Source organism: Burkholderia territorii, from assembly GCF_902833055.1.
Classification (GTDB): Bacteria; Pseudomonadota; Gammaproteobacteria; order Burkholderiales; family Burkholderiaceae; genus Burkholderia; species Burkholderia territorii.
Genome location: NZ_CADFEJ010000001.1, coordinates 221,549 through 238,500 on the forward strand (window position 1 = coordinate 221,549; position 16,952 = coordinate 238,500).

Consider the following 16,952-nt stretch of genomic DNA (forward strand, 5'->3'; position numbering starts at 1 on the left):
GACAACCGCATCCGGAGCACACTGATGACGTCCCCCGCACAACACGAAGCCCAACACGACCCGGTCCGCGAGTACCTCGACCGCGGCATCAAGAACTACTGGTATCCCGTTGCCCCGAGCTGGCAGGTGTCCAACGCGCCGGTCGGCCTCACGCGCCTGTCCGAGCAGATCGTGCTGTGGCGCGATCACGAGGGCAAGGTCCACGCGCTGGAGGATCGCTGCCCGCACCGCGGCGCGCGCCTGTCGCTCGGCTGGAACCTCGGCGGCAACATCGCCTGCTGGTATCACGGCATCGAGGTCGACGGTGGCGGCACGGTTGCGCGCGTGCCGGCCGTCTCGAACTGTCCGCTCGAAGGCATGAAGTGCGTGAAGTCGTATCCGGTCGAAGAGAAGGCCGGCGCGATCTTCCTGTGGTTCGGCGATGAAGCGCATGGCGAACCGGCGCCGCTGAACCTGCCGGAAGAACTGGTCGCCGACGAATACGCCCACTTCCTGTGCGTATCGAACTGGAAGTGCAATTACCAGTACGCGATCGACAACGTGATGGACCCGATGCACGGCGCGTACCTGCACGCGACGTCGCACTCGATGGCCGAAGGCGACAAGCAGGCCGAGATGCGCGTGCGCAAGACGGAAACGGGCCTGATGTTCGAGAAGATCGGCCAGCGCGACGTGAACTTCGACTGGGTCGAGCTCGGCGAAACGGGCTGCCTGTGGATGCGTCTCGCGATTCCGTACAAGCAGAAGTTCGGCCCGGGCGGCAACTTCGGGATCATCGGCTTCGCGACGCCGGTCGACGGCGACAACTGCCAGGTCTACTTCTGGCGCACCCGCAAGGTCAGCGGCTGGCAGCGCGACGTATGGCGCTTCATGTACCGCAACCGCCTCGAAGGCCTGCACTGGGACGTGCTCGAGCAGGACCGCTACGTCCTCGAAAGCCTCGCGCCGCACGCGCGCGATCACGAATACCTGTACCAGCACGACGTCGGCATCACGCGCGTGCGCCGGATGCTGCGCCAGCGCGCGCAGGAACATCTGTCCGCGCTCGACGCGCACCGTGCGGCGCAAGCCGCGGCGGAGCCGGCGAATGGCTGAGTTCGCGCCGGTCGTTTCGCTGCCGGGGCGCCGTGTGCTCGTCACGGGCGGCGCGCGCGGTCTCGGCGCGGCGTTCGTAAAAGCGCTGGTCGCCGCGGGCGCGCAGGTCGCGTTCGGCGACGTGCTCGTCGACGAGGGCCGTGCGCTGGCCGCACAGCTCGTGCAAGCCGGCCACAGCGCGCACTTCTTCGCGCTCGACCTCGCCGATCCGGCGAGCATCGACGCATTCGTCGCGCAGGGCTCGGCGGCGCTCGGCGGCATCGATGCGCTGATCAACAACGCGGCGATCACGAACTCGGGCGGCAAGTTGTCGACGGAACTCGACGTGCCGACCTGGGATGCCGTGATGAACGTAAACGTGCGCGGCGTGTGGCTCGTCAGCAACGCGGCGCTGCCGCATCTCGCGCAATCGGGCCGCGGCGCGATCGTGAACCTCGCATCGGACACCGCGCTCTGGGGCGCGCCGAAGCTGCTCGCGTACGTCGCCAGCAAGGGCGCCGTGATCGCGATGACGCATGCGCAGGCGCGCGAGTTCGGCGCGCACGGCGTGACGGTCAACGCGATCGCGCCGGGGCTCACCGAAGTCGAGGCGACGGCCTATGTGCCGGCCGAGCGGCACGCGTTCTACATGCAGGGCCGCGCACTCACGCGCGCGCAGGTGCCCGACGACGTGACGGGCCCCGTGCTGTTCCTGCTGTCGGACGGCGCGCGCTTCGTGACGGGTCAACTGCTGCCGGTGAACGGCGGCTTCGTAATGAATTGAATCGAAGTTTTCACTCTGAATGAAGGAGAGGACGATGGCGGACGCAGATCTCGAACGCAAGTCGTGGGACCAGCCGGAAGGCGCAAGCTTCGGCGACTGGATGGAAGGGCGTGTCGCGCGCTACGCGACGCGGCGCTACGACTGGGACGCACTGAAGTTCCAGGCCGACTACGACCCGAAGTATCGCCGTGCGCAGATGCGCTACGTCGGCACGGGCGGCACGGGCGTCGCGAAGGACGTCAACACTGTGCCGGCCGGCAACTTCACGTTTTCGACGATGGTCATCCCGGCCGGCAACATCGGCCCGAGCCACATCCACATCGACGTCGAGGAAATCTTCTTCGTGTTGCGCGGCAAGATGAAGGTGATCTGCGAGCGCGACGGCGAGACCTGGGAAGCGATTCTCGGCGAGCGCGACCTGATCTCGGTGCCGCCGGGCGTGTACCGCACGGAAATCAACATCGGCGAGGAAGACGCGCTGATGTGCGTGATGCTCGGTTCGCCGAAGCCCATCACGCCGACGTATCCGCCGGATTCGCCGCTCGCGAAGATCAAGCGCTGAGACGGGGCGGAGCAAGCAATGAGTGTCATCGACAAACGTGAACGCGACCGCACCGCGGCGTTCGCCGCGCTGCTCGGGCAGTTTCCCGAACAGCGCTGCGCGGCCGGCGCGGCGGGCACGATCGGCTATCGCGAGGCCGGCGCGCAGCATGCGGGCCGCGCGTTGCCCGTCGTGCTGCTGCACGGGATCGGCTCGGGCGCCGCATCGTGGGTGCGCCAGCTCGACACGCTCGGTGCGTCGCGACGCGTGCTGGCGTGGGACGCGCCCGGCTACGGTGTGTCGACCCCCGTGCACGGCGCGTCGCCGACGGCCGCCGATTACGCGGCGTCGCTGAACGCGTGGCTCGAGGCACTCGGCATCGAATGCTGCGTGTTGGTCGGGCATTCGCTCGGTGCGATCGTCGCGGGCGGGTTGGCCCGCGCGATGCCCGCGCGGATCGCCGGCCTGCTGCTGATCTCGCCCGCGGGCGGTTACGGCAGCGCGCCCGCCGAAACGCGCGACGCGCGCCGCGATGCGCGCCTCGCGATGCTCGAGGAACTCGGCCCGGCCGGGCTCGCCGAGCAGCGCAGCGCCAACATGCTGTCCGGTTTCGCGAGCGAGGATGCGCGTGCGTGGGTGCGCTGGAACATGGCGCGCATCGTGCCGGCCGGCTATGCGCAGGCCACGCATCTGCTCGCGAATGCCGATCTCGCGTCCGATCTCGCCGGCTTCCGCGGCCGCACCGCGGTGGCGGTCGGCGCGAACGACGCGATCACGCCGCCTGCGGCGTGCGAGCGGATCGCCGCGGCCGCGCACGTCGGGCTGCAAGTGATTCCGCAGGCCGGTCACGCGGGTTACGTGGAAGCACCGGCGGTTTATTCGTCGCTGATCGACACGTTCTGCCGTCAATGCGATCGTCAACGGGGGCTGGAATGAGCGAACCGCTGCAACAGCGGCAGGACGCGGAAGCCGCGAAGCCCGACGCGAACTACGTGGTGCCGGGCCTCGAACGCGGCTTGCGCATCCTCGCGGAATTCTCGCCGCGCGAGCCGGTACTGGGCGCGCCGGAGTTGTCCAAGCGGCTCGGCATTCCGCGCACGACGGTGTTCCGTCTGCTGCAGACGCTCGAATCGCTGGGCTTTCTCGAGCGTGCGGACAAGGATCGCAACTACAAGCTCGGCATCGCCGTGCTGCGGCTCGGCTTCGAATACCTGAGCTCGCTCGAGCTGACCGATCTCGGCCTGCCGGTGATCGAAAGCCTGCGCGACGCGACCGGCTTCACGACGCACATCGTGATCCGCGACGGCCGCGACGTGGTGTTCGTCGCGAAGGCGCAGAGCCAGTCGCCGGTGTTCAGCTCGATTCGCGTGAACGTCGGCACGCGGCTGCCCGCGCATGCGACGACGCACGGCCACGTGCTGATGGGCGACCTGTCGCTGAAGGAATTGCGCGATCTGTATCCGGAAAGCACGCTGAACCGGATGACGAGCGCGACGCCGGAGACAGTCGATGCGTTGTACGAAGTAATCCGCGAGGACGCATTGCGCGGCTACGGCGTCAGCAATTCGTCGTTCGAACGCGGCATTTCGGTGGTCACGGCGCCGGTGCGCAACGACACGCAGAAGATCGTCGCGTGCATCACGGTGACGGTGCCTCGGCCGGAGATCGACGCGGCGCTGGTCGCCGACGGCCTGATCGACAAGGTGCAGCGCGCGGCGGCGGAACTGTCGCGGCGGCTCAATTACCGCTCGGACGACGAGCACACGTTTATGAAGGCTTTGGGATTGAAATGAGATCCGCACGCATGCTTCGCACGCTGCCCCACAACGGGGCGGTCAATCCTCCCGGGGCGGCCCGGCAAGGGGCGACGACATGATCAACATCGATCTGACCGGGCAGGTGGCGGTGGTGACGGGCGGTTCGTCCGGCATCGGCCTCGCGACTGCCGAAAAATTTCTGCAGGCCGGCGCGTCGGTCGCGATTTGCGGACGCGACGGTGAGCGCCTCGCACGCGCGCAAGCGTTGCTCGGCGAGCAATACCCGGGTGCGCAACTGCTCGCCGTGCGCTGCAACGTGCTCGACGAAGCCGATGTGGCCGCGTTCGCGCAGGCCGTGTCCGACCGCTTCGGCCGCGCCGACATGCTGGTCAACAACGCGGGCCAGGGCCGCGTGTCGACCTTCGCCGACACGACCGACGACGCATGGCGCGAAGAGCTCGAACTGAAGTATTTCAGCATCATCCGCCCGACGCGCGCGTTCCTGCCGCTGCTGCGCGACGCGCACGCGCCGACGATCACCTGCGTGAACTCGCTGCTCGCGCTGCAGCCGGAGCCGCACATGGTCGCGACGTCGTCGGCGCGCGCGGGCGTGCTGAGCCTCGTGAAGTCGCTCGCGACCGAACTCGCGCCGCAGCGCATCCGCGTGAACTCGATCCTGATCGGCATCGTCGAGTCGGGTCAGTGGCGCCGCCGCTACGAAGCACAGGCGCAGGCCGGCGAAAGCTGGGAAGACTGGACGGGCGCGCTCGCCCGCAAGAAGAACATTCCGCTGAACCGCTTCGGCAAGCCTGACGAGGCAGCCTGGGCACTCTTTTATCTCGCAACGCATCTGTCGTCCTACACGACGGGCAGCCATATCGACGTTTCTGGAGGCTTTGCACGCCATGTCTAAAAAAACCACGGTTGGCGAGCTGATTGCCGCCTTTCTCGAGCAGTGCGACGTCAAGACCGCATTCGGTGTCATCTCGATCCACAACATGCCGATCCTCGACGCGATCAACTCGCGCGGCAACATCCGGTATGTCGGCGCGCGCGGCGAAGCAGGCGCGGTCAACATGGCCGACGGCCTCGCCCGCGTATCGGGCGGCCTCGGTGTCGCGTTCACGAGCACGGGCACGGCGGCGGGCAACGCGGCGGGCGCGATGGTCGAGGCGCTGACGGCCGGCACGGCGCTGCTGCACATCACGGGGCAGATCGAGACGCCGTATCTCGATCAGGATCTGGCCTACATCCACGAAGCGCCCGACCAGCTCACGATGCTCGACGCGATCTCGAAGGCCGCGTTCCGCGTGCGCACGGTCGAGACGGTGCTGCCGACGATCCGCGAAGCGGTGCGCGTCGCGCGGACGGCCCCGACCGGCCCCGTGTCGGTCGAGATTCCGATCGACATTCAGGCCGCCGAAATCGAATGGCCGGAAGATCTCGCGCCGGCGCACGTCGCGGTGCGCGAGCACGACGAAGCGCGCGTCGCGAAGCTCGCCGAAGCGCTGGCGGCCAAGCGCCGTCCGCTGTTGTGGATCGGCGGCGGTGCGCGCCACGCGCGCGCGGAAGTCGAACGCCTGGTGAAGCTCGGCTTCGGCGTCGTGACGAGCGTGCAGGGCCGCGGCGTGCTGCCGGAAGATCATCCGGCGACGCTCGGCGCGTTCAACGTGCATGCCTGCGTCGAAGCGTTCTACAAGACTTGCGACGCGCTCGTCGTGGTCGGCTCGCGCCTGCGCGGCAACGAAACGCTGAAGTACAAGCTCGCGCTGCCGCAGCCGCTGTTCCGCATCGATGCCGATGCGCTCGCCGACAACCGCGGTTATCGCAACGCGCTGTTCGTGCACGGCGATTCGAAGCGCGTGCTCGCCGAGCTGGCCGATCGCCTCGAAGGCCGCCTGTCTGTCGATCCGCAGTTCGCGGCCGACCTCGCGGCGGCGCGCGAGCAGGCCGTCGCCAGCGTGGCCGAAGGGCTCGGGCCTTACAAGAAGCTGGTCGACACGCTGCAGGGCGCGGTGGGCCGCGACTACAACTGGGTGCGCGACGTGACGATCTCGAACAGCACGTGGGGCAACCGGCTGCTGAAGATCTTCGAGCCGCGCGCGGGCGTGCATGCGCTCGGCGGCGGCATCGGCCAGGGCATCCAGATGGGCATCGGCGCGGCGCTGGCCGGCACCGCGGCGAAGACGGTCTGCCTGGTCGGCGACGGCGGCCTGATGGTCAACGTCGGCGAGCTCGTGACGGCCGTGCAGGAAAACGCGAACGTGATGATCGTGCTGATGAACGACCAGTGCTACGGCGTGATCCGCAACATCCAGGACGCGCACTACGGCGGCCGCCGCTGCTTCGTGCAGCTGCACCAGCCGGATTTCGCGCAGTTCTGCGCGAGTTTCGGCCTTACGCACTACCGGATCTCGTCGCTCGACCAGGCCGAGGCGATCGTGCGCGAAGGGATGGCGAAGGAAGGGCCGGTGATGGTCGAGGTCGACATGCTGTCGGTCGGCTCGTTCGCATCGGCATTCGCGGGCCCGCCGGTGAAGAAGGAAGAAACGCCGTCGGAGCGGCAGTATGCGTAACGGCCACGCTCACGGGCATGCGCCCGTCGACATCGCTATGATCGGCTTCGGCGCGATCGGCGCGGCCGTGTATCGCGCGGTCGAGCACGATGCATCGTTGCGCGTCGCGCACGTGATCGTGCCCGAGCATCAGCGAGACGCGGTGCAGCGCGAGCTCGGCGGCGCGGTGGAGGTCGTGTCGTCGGTCGACGCGCTGGCCCGCCGCCCCGAGTTCGCGCTCGAATGCGCGGGTCACAGCGCGCTCGTCGATCATGTCGTGCCGCTGTTGAAGGCCGGCACCGATTGCGCGGTCGCATCGATCGGCGCGCTGTCCGACCTCGCGCTGCTCGAGACGCTGTCGCAGGCGGCCGACGAAGGCGATGCGACGCTGACGCTGCTGTCCGGCGCGATCGGCGGCATCGACGCGCTGGCATCGGCGAAGCAGGGCGGCCTCGACGAGGTGCTGTACGTCGGCCGCAAGCCGCCGCTCGGCTGGCTCGGTACGCCCGCCGAGGAACTGTGCGACCTGCGTTCGATGACGGAAGAGAAGGTGATCTTCGAGGGCACCGCGCGCGACGCCGCACGGTTGTATCCGAAGAACGCGAACGTCGCGGCGACGGTCGCGCTCGCGGGCCTCGGCCTCGACGCGACGCGCGTGCGGCTGATCGCCGATCCGGCCGTCGCGCGCAACGTGCATCGCATCACCGCGCGCGGCGCCTTCGGCGAGATGTCGCTCGAAATGAGCGGCAAGCCGTTGCCCGACAACCCGAAGACCTCCGCGTTGACCGCATACAGCGCGATCCGCGCGCTGCGCAACCGCGCGGCGCGCTGCGTGATCTGAGCGGGCGACGCGGCCATTCGGGCCATTGAACGGCCGCCGGCGCCACGGCGCGGGCGGCTGCGCAGAGACAGATTAGTGGGACTTGTGACATGACTCCATTCGATACGAGCCTCGTACCCAACGGCGACATCCTGATCGGCGGCGAGTGGCGGCGCGGCCGTGGCGCGCCGTACGCGAGCATCTATCCGGCCGACCAGTCGCTGAACATGGAAGTATCGACGGCGAACGCCGAAGACGCCGTGGAAGCCGTCGTGGCCGCCGACGCCGCATGGCGCCGCGCCGACTGGGCCGGCCTGAAGCCGCACCAGCGTGCGCTCGTGCTGTACCGGATCGCCGACCTGATCATGCAGCGTCACGAAGCGCTCGCAAACCTGCAGCGCCGCGACAACGGCAAGCCGATCGGCGAGACGCGCGTGCTGGTGGCGAGCGCCGCCAACACGTTCCGCTATTTCGCGGCGTGCCTGGAAACGCTCGACGAAGAACTGACGCCTTCGCGCGGCGACTACCTGACGATGAGCGTGCACGAGCCGATCGGCGTGATCGCGGCGATCACGCCGTGGAATTCGCCGATCGCCTCCGATGCGCAGAAGCTCGCGCCGGCGCTCGCCGGCGGCAACGCGGTCGTGCTCAAACCGGCCGAAGTCACGCCGCTCGTGTCGCTCGCGCTCGCGCGCATCTGCGAGGAGGCCGGCGTGCCGAAGGGCGTGCTGAGCGTGTTGCCGGGCAAGGGCTCGGTGATCGGCGACGTGCTCGTGCGCCATCCGCTCGTGAAGAAGGTGTCGTTTACCGGCGGCACGGAAGTGGGCCGCGGCATCGCCCGCATCGCGGCGGAAAAGCTGATGCCCGTGTCGCTGGAGCTCGGCGGCAAGTCGCCGACGATCGTGTTCGACGACGCCGATCTCGACCATGCGGTCAACGGCGTGCTGTACGGCATCTTCAGTTCGTCGGGTGAGGCGTGCATCGCGGGTTCGCGCCTGTTCGTGCAGCGCTCGGTGTACGACGAATTCATGCAGCGTCTGGTGGCCGGCGCGCGCAAGCTGCGCGTGGGCGATCCGACGCGGCCCGACACGCAGATGGGTCCGCTGATCACCGCGAAGCATCGCGAGTCGGTGGAACGCTACGTCGCGCTCGGGCTGGAGGAAGGCGGCCGCCTGCTGTGCGGCGGCGAGCGGCCGTCGGGCGACGGCCGCGACGACGGCTTCTTCTATCAGCCGACGATTCTCGAAGGCTTGCCGAACAGCGCGCGCATTTGCCAGGAAGAGATCTTCGGGCCGGTGCTCGTCGCGATGCCGTTCGACGACGAAGCAGCGCTGATCGCGCAGGCGAACGACAGCGTGTTCGGCCTTGCCGCCGGCATCTGGACGCGCGACTACAAACGCGCATGGCGCATCGCGCGCGCGCTCGAGACGGGCACCGTCTGGATCAACACGTACAAGCTGTTTTCGATCTCCACGCCGTTCTCGGGCTGGAAGGAAAGCGGGATGGGCCGCGAGAAGGGGCGTCTCGGCATCCGCGAATACATGCAGCAGAAGAGCCTCTACTGGGGCTTGAACGACGCGCCGCTGCCGTGGGCGAACTGAGCGAAGGGGAATGACGCAATGAGCATCTTGGGTATCGAGCAGATCACGTACGGTGTCGACGACCTCGCGACGTGCCGGCGCTTTTTCGCCGACTGGGGGCTGAAGGAAGTCGCGCACGACGACACGCGCGCTCGCTTCGAAACGCTGAACGGCTGCACCGTGCTGGTCGTCAAGGCCGACGATCCGTCGTTGCCGCCCGCGTTCGAGGCGGGTCCGACGCTGCGCGAAGTCACGTGGGGCGTCGCGACGCAGCAGGAAGTCGATGCGCTGCGCACGAAACTGGCCGGCCAGCCCGGCTATTACGCGCAGGACGATGCGGTCGGCTGCATCGACCCGAACGGGATGGCGATCCGCATCGAGGTGACGCGCAAGCGTGCGCTGGACATCACCGGCTCGCCGTCGAACGTGTGGGGGCACACGGCGCGCGTCGACCAACCGAGCCCGATCTATGCGCGCGCCGAGCCGGTCGAGGTGGGCCACGTGGTGTTCTTCACGAACTGCCTCGACGCGCAGGAAGCGTTCTATCACGAGCTGCTTGGCTTCGAGACGTCCGATCGCTATCCGGGGCGCGGCGCGTTCATGCGCTGCGCGCCGCACGGCGGCCATCACGACCTGTTCCTGCTCGCATTGCCGAACGGCAAGCGCGGCCTGAACCACGTCGCGTTCACCGTGCGCGACATCCATGAAGTGTTCGGCGGCGGCATGCACATCGACCGCTGCGGCTGGGAAACGCAACTCGGCCCGGGGCGTCATCCGGTGTCGTCCGCGTACTTCTGGTACTTCCAGAATCCGGCCGGTGCATTGATCGAGTACTACGCGGACGAGGACGTGCTGACGCCCGAATGGCAGCCGCGCGAATTCGAACCGGGCCCGACCGTGTTCGCCGAATGGGCCGTCGACGGCGGCCTCGACGGCAACACGCGCCGGCAGAAGAACGCGAAGGCGCCGGAAGGCAAGTTCATGACGGAGCGCAAATCATGACCGAAGGGAATACGCAGGCGCCGGCGGCGCCGGGCACCGTCGTCGTGATCGGCGGCGGGCAGGCCGCCGGCTGGGTGCTGAAGACGCTGCGCGCGGAAGGGTTCGCGGGCCGCCTCGTGATGATTGCCGACGAGCCGCACCTGCCGTACGAGCGTCCGCCGCTGTCGAAAGCCGTGCTGGCCGGCGACGCCGACATCGAAACGGTGCGCGTCGTGCGTCCCGACGAATTCGACGCGCTGAACGTCGAGGCATGGCAACCGGAGCGCGCGTCGTCGATCGACCGCGCGCGCCGCGTGGTGAAGACCGAAAGCGGCCGCGAGATCGAATACGACCGCCTCGTGATCGCAACCGGCGGCACCTCGCGCCGCTTGCCTGACTCAATCGTCAGGACCCCGAATCTGCATTACCTGCGCACGCTCGACGAAGCGGCCGCGCTCGGCGAGAAGCTGCGTGCGAGCCGGCGCGTGCTGGTGATCGGCGGCGGCTGGATCGGCCTCGAGGTCGCCGCGACCGCACGCAAGCTCGGCGTCGACGCGGTCGTCGTCGAAGGCGCGCCGCGTCTGTGCGGGCGCTCGGTGCCTCAGATCGTGTCGGACTTCCTGCTCGAGCTGCATCGCGCGAACGGGGTCGACGTGCGCGTCGGCGCGGCGCTCGCGTCGCTCGACGCACAGCCCGACGATGCGTCGAAGGTGCGCGCGACGCTCGCCGACGGTACGACGATCGACGCGGATTTCGCGGTGGCCGGCATCGGCCTCGCGCTGAATGCGACGCTGGCGAGCGACGCGGGCCTGGCGATCGACGACGGCATCGTGGTCGACGAGTTCGGCGCGACCAGCGATCCGGCGATCTTCGCGTGCGGCGACGTCGCGAACCATCACAACGGCTGGCTGAAGCGGCGCGTGCGGCTCGAATCGTGGGCGAACGCGCAGAACCAGGCGATCGCGGCCGCGAAAGCCGTGCTCGGCGTGCGCGCGCCGTACGCGGAGATTCCGTGGTTCTGGTCCGATCAGTACGACGTGAACCTGCAGATCCTCGGCGATCTGCCGGCCGATGCGCAGCTCGTCGTGCGCGGCGATCTCGCCGCGCGCCGCGCGACGCTGTTTTTCGTAGGCGATGGACATGTGAGAGGTGTCGTCGCCATCAACAACGCACGCGAGCTCAAGCTCGCGCGCAAGTGGATGAACCAGGGCCGGGCAGTGGATACGGAAGCCCTGGCGGACACGACCAAAGCGCTTGCCTGACCGGCGAACGATCCAGGAGACACCCCGCATGAGCACTTTCGACAACGTCGTGGCCGGCAGGGCCGCGACGGAAGCTGCCGCCTCCACGCCCGGCGCGATCATCGCGCGGCTCGAGCGGCTTCCGGCCAACGCGATGCAGATCCGCGCGCGCGTGCTGATCGGCACGGCCACGTTCTTCGACGGCTTCGACGTGATCACGATCGCGGCGACGCTGCCGTTGCTGATTCACAAGTGGGGGCTGTCGCCGACGCAGATCGGCATGCTGATCGCGTCCGGCGCGATCGGCCAGCTGATCGGTGCGTTCCTGTTTCCCGCGCTCGCGGAGAAGCATGGCCGTGTGAAGGCGATCGCGTGGAGTTCCGCCGTGATCGGCATCACGAGCATCGCGTGCGGCTTCGCGCCGACGTTCGAGGTGTTCGTGCTGCTGCGGATCCTGCAGGGGCTCGGTCTCGGCGGCGAACTGCCGGTCGCGGCCACGTACATCAACGAAATCACGCGGGCGCACGGCCGCGGCCGCTTCGTGCTGTTGTATGAAATCGTGTTCCCGATCGGCTTGCTGGTGTCGATGGCGCTCGGCGCATGGCTCGTGCCGCGGTTCGGCTGGGAGATCATGTACTTCGTCGGCGGGCTGCCGTTGATTCTTGCGCTGGTGCTCACGCATCTGGTGCCGGAATCGCCGCGCTGGCTCGCATCGCGCGGGCACCTCGCGGAAGCCGGGCGCGCGGTCGGCGTGTTCGAATCGTCGGTGCGCGGCGAGCTGCCGCCGGTCACGCAGGTGGCCGCGTACGACGAGATGGTCCGTCAGCACCCGAAGCGCCGGATGAGCGACCTGTTCAGCGCAGCGTATCGCAAGCGCACGCTCGCGGTGGCGACGCTTTGGGCGACCTGCGGGTTCATCCAGTACGGGCTGTCGACGTGGTTGCCGACGATCTACAAGAACTTCTATCACGCGCCGCTGCAGCTCGCGCTGAATCTCGCGGTGATCGGCTCGGTGATGGGCGTGCTTGGTTCGCTCGCGTCCGCGCTGCTGGTCGACAAGCTCGGCCGCAAGCCGGTGATCGTGTGGTCGTTCGTGCTGTGTGCGCTGTCGCTGGCGTTCGCGGGCTTCTATCACGCGGCATCGGTGTATGTCGTGGCGACCTTCTGCTCGCTGTCGCTGGGGCTGATGGCGTCGGGCTTCATCACCGCGTACGTGTATACGCCGGAGCAGTATCCGACGAGCATCCGTGCGTCGGGCTGCGGGCTCGGCAGCGCGTGGCTGAAGATCGCGTCGTTCGCGGCGCCGATGATCGTGCCGCACGCGATCATCGGCGGCAACCTCGCGCCGGCGTTCTACCTGATCGGCATCGTGCCGCTGATCGCCGCCGTGACGGTTCATCTGGTCGGGATCGAGACGAAGGGGAAAGTGCTGGAAGCGCTGGAGGCGTGAGCGCGGCTGGCCGTCATCGCTGACGTGGATAAGCCCGGACACTGTCCGGGCTTATTCGTTTTACGGCGATCGCGTTCGCCGCTCGCGAGCGAGCGGTTCACCGTGTGACGCCCGGGGCTGCGCGCGGCGTTTCGTCCCGCAGGCGGCTTGCCCGATGGCCCGATCGAACGTACTCTCTGTCGATACTCCGGCCCACCAGCAGGTTATCGACCATGCAAGCCCATCCTTTGCGTCTTTCCCCCGGCGACGATCTGCGTGGATCGATCGAACAGGCATTGCGCCGGCTCGGCGCGGACGCGGCATTCGTGATCCAGGGAATCGGCAGCCTGAGCGTCGCGCAGCTGCGCTTTGCCGGTGTCGATGCGCCGACCGAACTGCGCGGCGACCTCGAGATCCTGACGCTCGCCGGTTCCGTCTCGCCGGACGGCGCGCATCTGCACATGTCGGTATCCGATGCGCACGGGCGCGTGTCGGGCGGACACGTCGCGAGCGGCTGCGTGGTGCGCACGACCGCCGAGATCCTGCTCGCGCTGTTGCCCGCACATCGTTTCTCCCGTGAACCCGATGCGGACACCGGATTCAACGAGCTGGTGATCCGCCCCGCGCAACGCTGATCGCGAGCGGCGCTCGGTGCGCGGCCGGTCGGCCCGTCGAGACGGCCGCGCACGGAGGGAGTGCTCAACGGGCCGTCCCGGCGAGCACATGGCGGCGGCAATGTTCGAGATACGCCTGTTCATGCACGGCCATCAGTTCGATGATGCTGCGCCACAGCCATGAAGGTGCGTCGACGGTTTTCGGGCGTTGACGATGCAGTTCGGTGCGCCATGCACGTTGTGTCGCGTCGTCCATCTGCGCGGCATGCGCGCGGCCGATCACGCGGGCAAGATACCGCGCGACCTCGATCGCATCGGCTTCCGACAGCCGTTCAGCTTCCAGTTTCAGATCCTGCGGCATCAATTCGCGCATGACGACGGAGCGCCCGTCGAGACGGCCGCGCACATCCGGCTCCCCAGCATCGGCGACACGTGACGGGCGCCTTCGAGCACGCGTTGCGCCGGATCGCGCGGCATGCGCACGCCGGGATGTCTGGGCGCCTTGGCGGTCGTGGCTTCCTTGATGTCGATCAGATACGGCGGATGTCCGTCGGCGCACGCGTCGTCGATGTCCAGCATGACCGCGAAGCGGCGCCGCCCGAGCGAGCTGCAGCCCTTTACCCAGTAGGCTGCATCGAGCACCTTCATGCTGGCGTCGCTGTCAGTCTTGCGGCTGAGCGCCGCGCTGACCGGGGAAAGCGGCGCGGATTCGAACAGCGCGTGGATGGCGTTTCGCTCCTGTTCCGAGAGCGGCCAGAAACGCTTTCCGAGCGGAATGTGCGGCGTGATGTTACGGATCGTCTGCCGCTCGAGTTTGCGCCACGATCGATGCAGTGCCGCGTTCATCGCGATTTGCACGGCGGTCGGGCGCTGCATGCGTTCGGTCGTGTCGCGGCGCCGGCCGTCGAACGCGCATTCGTAGCCGTCGATCAGTGCCTCGATCATCCGCCACGTGACGACACCGGGCAGATCCGAGCTGCGAGCCGCGGTCGCGAGCGAGAAGCCGAGCCGCAGCACGTCGTGAACGGGATTGCCGATCACGCTCTGGTCGAGGTCGCGAATCTGCACGGCGACTTCGCCCGTCTTCGCCGCGACCGGCCCCAGATTGCCGAGATGGCAGTCGCCGCCGATCCATACTGCGGGCCCGTCGGGCAACGTTCCGCGGCGATGGTCCGCCAGCCACGCGTAGAAGCGGTCCGCGCTGCCACGCGTATAGGTGTGTATCGAGCGCCATCTTGCGGCTGCGCAGGCGCGCGAGGATTTGCGCACGTTGGTCGCTGGAAGGCAGCCGCGAGGATTTCGATACCTTTTTTGCCATGATTCGTTCTCCTTCCGACCTGTGTGACACGCACTTGGTGCGTACGCCGGCCGCGCGGCGACGCAGCGCCGGCGCGGCTCGCCTGGCACACGCACCTTAGCCCGGCACGAACACGCCCATGGCCGCGATTGCCATCGCGCACGTCGCGAGCCATCCGCCCCATGCCAGCGTGCCGGTGATCGCGAACTTGCCCATGATGCGCCGGCTGCCGGCCATCAGCATCATCACGACCATGATCGGCACGGCGGTCACGCCGTTGATGACCGCGCTCCAGTACAGCGCGCGGATCGGGTCGAAATGCAGGAACGTGACCACGACGCCGCCGATGATCGCCAGCGCGATGACCGCATAGAATTCCGGCGCGACGCCGAGCTTCAGCGCGAGACTGTTGCGCCAGCGGAAGGTGCCCGCGGCCGCATAGGCGGCCGATCCCGCGAGCACCGGCAGCGCCAGCAGGCCGGTGCCGATGATCCCGAGCGCGAACAGCACGTACGCGAAGTGCCCGCCAATCGGCTCCAGCGCCCGCGCGGCATCCGCCGACGTCTTCACGTCGATGTGGTGCAGATGGAGCGTGGCCGCCGCGGTCAGCGTGATGAAGAACCCGATGACATTCGATACGCCCATCCCGACCCAGGTATCGAAGTTGATCCGGCGCAGCTGCGCGGGTGCCTGGTGCGGCGCACGCCGCAACGAGCGCTGGCTCGGCACCGCACGCAGTTCCTCGACTTCCTGCGACGCCTGCCAGAAGAACAGATAAGGGCTGATCGTGGTGCCGAGCACGGCGATGACCGTGGTCAGGTATGCGGCGGACCACTGGAAGTGCGGCCGCACGATCGCACGGCCGACCTCCCGCCACGGGACGGGCACGATGAGCGCCACCGCGACATACGCGAGCAGGATCAGCGCGGTCCATTTGAGCAGGCGCGCATAGCGATCGTACGGCACGAAGATCTGCAGCACGGCGGACACGGCGCCCAGGCATACGACATAGAGTTCTTGCGGGCCGTGCAGCAGCAGGTTGAGCGCCGCACCCATCGCCGACAGGTCGGCCGCGATGTTGATCACGTTCGCGACGATCAGCAGCACGACCGTGGCGTAGAGCAGCCAGCACGGATAGTGCGTGCGCATGTTCGACGCGAGGCCCTTGCCCGTCACGCGGCCGATGCGCGCGCTGACGAGCTGGATGGCGGTCATCAGCGGATAGGTCAGCAGCAGCGCCCACAGCAGCTCGAAGCCGAATTGCGCGCCCGCCTGCGAGTACGTGCCGATGCCGGACGGATCGTCGTCGGCGGCGCCGGTGACGAGGCCGGGCCCGAGACGGCGGAGCCAGTTTGCGGCACGCGGACGGTGCTGCGCCGAATCGGGGGACTCGTTGTCGTTCATGATCGCGACCCGTGGGGGAGGGGACGATCGATCCGCAAGTAGCGTGCCCGGCCGGCGCGGTCGGCGGGGCCGGGCTTTGACGCGTGTCGAGCGCCCGCCGGGCGCGACACGGAACAACGGAAAGCCGGCGTGGCCTAGGCGCGGGAAGAAAGGGCTGGGAAGCGGCGCGTGGCCGGATCCGGCCGCGGAATACGACGGGCGTGCCCCTCGATTCGCGCCAGCGCCTTTCGCCGCGGCAGGTGCGACGGGGAACCGCTACCGCTCATCGGCGGCGCGTGTCCGGCATCAACGTGCTGCGGTCGCCACGTCCTGATTGCCGCGCCCGCTCACGAGGCATGCCGACATGAAGGCTTCGCTCTGGCTGTCGGCGGCCGCGCTGCCGAAGCCCTTGCCGAGCGCGTCATATTTCACTTGCTGGGCGCCCTGCGAGCAGGCTGCCGGGCTCGCATCGCGGCCTTGCGCATGCAGCAACGCGCGGTCGCCGATCAGATAGGCCAGCAGCGCAAAAAAAGCGATGTGTACGACTCGTCTCATGGATCGTCTCCTCGTCGCTCGAGCGTAACGCGGACCGGCTGCGCGAGGCACTTGGGGCTTCCCCCGGTAAACGTCTGCGGAAATGACGACGAGCAGGTGATCGCTTCCCTTTTTTACAGCGCGCACGCGCAAAAGCGGCATTGGGCGGCCCGCTGCCGGCGCATGCGATCGACGCGAGTTTGACGAATATCAGGTTACGCGCGGGGCGAGACGGTCGGCCCCGCAGTCAAGGCGATAGCATGAATGCATGTTTCAACGGAACGCAATGCGCGGCGAGCGATGGGCGCAATGGTTTCGAACGCAACAGTTAAATGCCGGGCATCGCTGTCGAATTAGTGAGG

Annotated in this window: 15 protein-coding genes and 1 pseudogene; 13 read left to right on the forward strand and 3 right to left on the reverse strand. The window is 68.0% G+C overall.

From position 1 onward, the window contains the following. Positions 1-24 precede the first annotated feature (24 nt). The 13 genes from HW466_RS00985 to HW466_RS01045 all read left to right on the forward strand — a co-directional run bounded on the left by HW466_RS00985 (position 25) and on the right by HW466_RS01045 (position 13,397). A complete protein-coding gene (locus tag HW466_RS00985; RefSeq protein WP_059451070.1) occupies positions 25-1,095 on the forward strand; it encodes an aromatic ring-hydroxylating dioxygenase subunit alpha in 1,071 nt (356 codons plus the stop codon). Then, positions 1,088-1,858 carry an SDR family oxidoreductase gene (locus tag HW466_RS00990; RefSeq protein WP_174905476.1) on the forward strand — a complete coding sequence of 257 codons (771 nt, stop codon included), beginning with the start codon at positions 1,088-1,090 and terminating at the stop codon, positions 1,856-1,858. The genes HW466_RS00985 and HW466_RS00990 overlap by 8 nt, the downstream gene beginning before the upstream one ends. A 34-nt stretch (positions 1,859-1,892) precedes the next feature. After that, positions 1,893-2,420, forward strand: coding sequence for a cupin domain-containing protein (locus HW466_RS00995; protein WP_009692519.1), 528 nt, complete (start codon positions 1,893-1,895; stop codon positions 2,418-2,420). Between the two features lie 18 nt (positions 2,421-2,438). Next, entirely contained in the window at positions 2,439-3,335 is an 897-nt protein-coding gene (locus HW466_RS01000; RefSeq protein ID WP_174905477.1) for an alpha/beta fold hydrolase, read from the forward strand. Continuing rightward, on the forward strand, positions 3,332-4,192 hold the full coding sequence (locus tag HW466_RS01005) for an IclR family transcriptional regulator (RefSeq protein WP_151004344.1): 861 nt from the start codon (positions 3,332-3,334) through the stop codon (positions 4,190-4,192). The genes HW466_RS01000 and HW466_RS01005 overlap by 4 nt, the downstream gene beginning before the upstream one ends. A gap of 79 nt (positions 4,193-4,271) precedes the next feature. Then, entirely contained in the window at positions 4,272-5,069 is a 798-nt protein-coding gene (locus HW466_RS01010) for an SDR family oxidoreductase (RefSeq protein ID WP_059507652.1), read from the forward strand. Then, positions 5,062-6,732, forward strand: a complete 1,671-nt coding sequence (locus HW466_RS01015) for a thiamine pyrophosphate-binding protein (protein WP_151004342.1) — start codon at positions 5,062-5,064, stop codon at positions 6,730-6,732. Before HW466_RS01010 ends, HW466_RS01015 begins: the two co-directional genes overlap by 8 nt. Beyond that, positions 6,725-7,552: an aspartate dehydrogenase gene (locus HW466_RS01020; RefSeq protein ID WP_151004340.1), complete on the forward strand. Its 828-nt coding sequence runs from the start codon at positions 6,725-6,727 to the stop codon at positions 7,550-7,552. Before HW466_RS01015 ends, HW466_RS01020 begins: the two co-directional genes overlap by 8 nt. Positions 7,553-7,641: 89 nt before the next feature. Next, positions 7,642-9,132 carry an aldehyde dehydrogenase gene (locus tag HW466_RS01025; RefSeq protein ID WP_059792818.1) on the forward strand — a complete coding sequence of 497 codons (1,491 nt, stop codon included), beginning with the start codon at positions 7,642-7,644 and terminating at the stop codon, positions 9,130-9,132. Positions 9,133-9,150: 18 nt separating this feature from the next. After that, entirely contained in the window at positions 9,151-10,113 is a 963-nt protein-coding gene (locus HW466_RS01030) for a VOC family protein (protein ID WP_151004338.1), read from the forward strand. After that, positions 10,110-11,354 (forward strand): NAD(P)/FAD-dependent oxidoreductase, encoded by a 1,245-nt coding sequence (locus tag HW466_RS01035; protein ID WP_151004336.1) that lies wholly within the window; start codon positions 10,110-10,112, stop codon positions 11,352-11,354. Before HW466_RS01030 ends, HW466_RS01035 begins: the two co-directional genes overlap by 4 nt. A gap of 28 nt (positions 11,355-11,382) precedes the next feature. After that, on the forward strand, positions 11,383-12,783 hold the full coding sequence (locus tag HW466_RS01040) for an MFS transporter (RefSeq protein ID WP_151004334.1): 1,401 nt from the start codon (positions 11,383-11,385) through the stop codon (positions 12,781-12,783). 212 nt (positions 12,784-12,995) lie between these two features. After that, positions 12,996-13,397, forward strand: a complete 402-nt coding sequence (locus HW466_RS01045; RefSeq protein ID WP_151004332.1) for a PPC domain-containing DNA-binding protein — start codon at positions 12,996-12,998, stop codon at positions 13,395-13,397. Positions 13,398-13,461: 64 nt separating this feature from the next. On the opposite strand, the pseudogene HW466_RS01050 reads toward HW466_RS01045, so the two are convergent. From HW466_RS01050 to HW466_RS01060, 3 genes and pseudogenes are all read right to left on the reverse strand, one after another. After that, positions 13,462-14,694: pseudogene (locus HW466_RS01050) on the reverse strand (DUF2252 family protein). 96 nt (positions 14,695-14,790) lie between these two features. After that, the gene (locus HW466_RS01055; protein ID WP_151004330.1) at positions 14,791-16,077 is read right to left on the reverse strand and encodes an Nramp family divalent metal transporter; all 1,287 of its coding nucleotides are present in this window, start codon (positions 16,075-16,077) and stop codon (positions 14,791-14,793) included. A 285-nt stretch (positions 16,078-16,362) separates the two neighbouring features. After that, positions 16,363-16,611 (reverse strand): hypothetical protein, encoded by a 249-nt coding sequence (locus HW466_RS01060; RefSeq protein WP_059451084.1) that lies wholly within the window; start codon positions 16,609-16,611, stop codon positions 16,363-16,365. Positions 16,612-16,952 lie beyond the last annotated feature (341 nt).